Origin of the sequence: Halolamina salina, from assembly GCF_042678005.1 — an archaeon.
Taxonomy (GTDB): Archaea; Halobacteriota; Halobacteria; order Halobacteriales; family Haloferacaceae; genus Halolamina; species Halolamina salina.
In genome coordinates, this window is record NZ_JBHUDH010000096.1 from 1 (window position 1) to 619 (window position 619).

Annotated in this window: 1 protein-coding gene; it reads right to left on the minus strand. The window is 71.1% G+C overall.

From position 1 onward, the window contains the following. Positions 1-103 precede the first annotated feature (103 nt). A partial coding sequence (locus ACFR9S_RS09085) for a biotin transporter BioY (protein WP_379818463.1) occupies positions 104-619 on the minus strand: 516 nt, incomplete at its 5' end.

Below are 619 nucleotides of genomic sequence, written 5' to 3' on the forward strand. Positions count from 1 at the left end.
CCCGCAGAGCACGAGGAACTGCCCGTCGGGGATCGACAGCGAGACGCCGTCGACGGCGCGGGCGTCGCCGTACTCGTGGACCAGTTCGTCGAGTTCGAGCACGTCAGGTCGCCTGCACCTCGTCGGAGCGAACGATCCCGACGGCGGCGGCCATCTTCACCAGTTCGGCGGGAACGAACGCGACGCCCGCGGCGAAGACGGCGGCGACGAAGCTCGTGTCAAGGTAGTACCAGTAGACGGGGATGCCGAACCCGTAGATGACGAGGACGCCGACGCCCATCGCGGCCACCAGCCGCGGCAGCGAGACTGTTTCCAGATCGACCAGCCCGTCGGCGCCGTGGACGATCGCGCCGATCAGCGCGGCCGCGAACGGGTAGGAGAGCAGGTAGCCGCCCGTCGGGCCGAATATCTCTCCCAGCCCGGCGCTGGCGCCCGAGAAGACGGGCGCGCCCAGCACGCCGGCCAGCAGGTACAGCGCCATCGCGAACCCGCCCCACGCGGGGCCGAGGTAGATCCCCGCGAGGAACACGCCGAGCACCTGCGCGGTGACCGGGACGCCCGGGCTGAGCGGGTTGGGGAACGAGACGAACGCGAACGCCCCCATCAGCGCCGCCAGCAG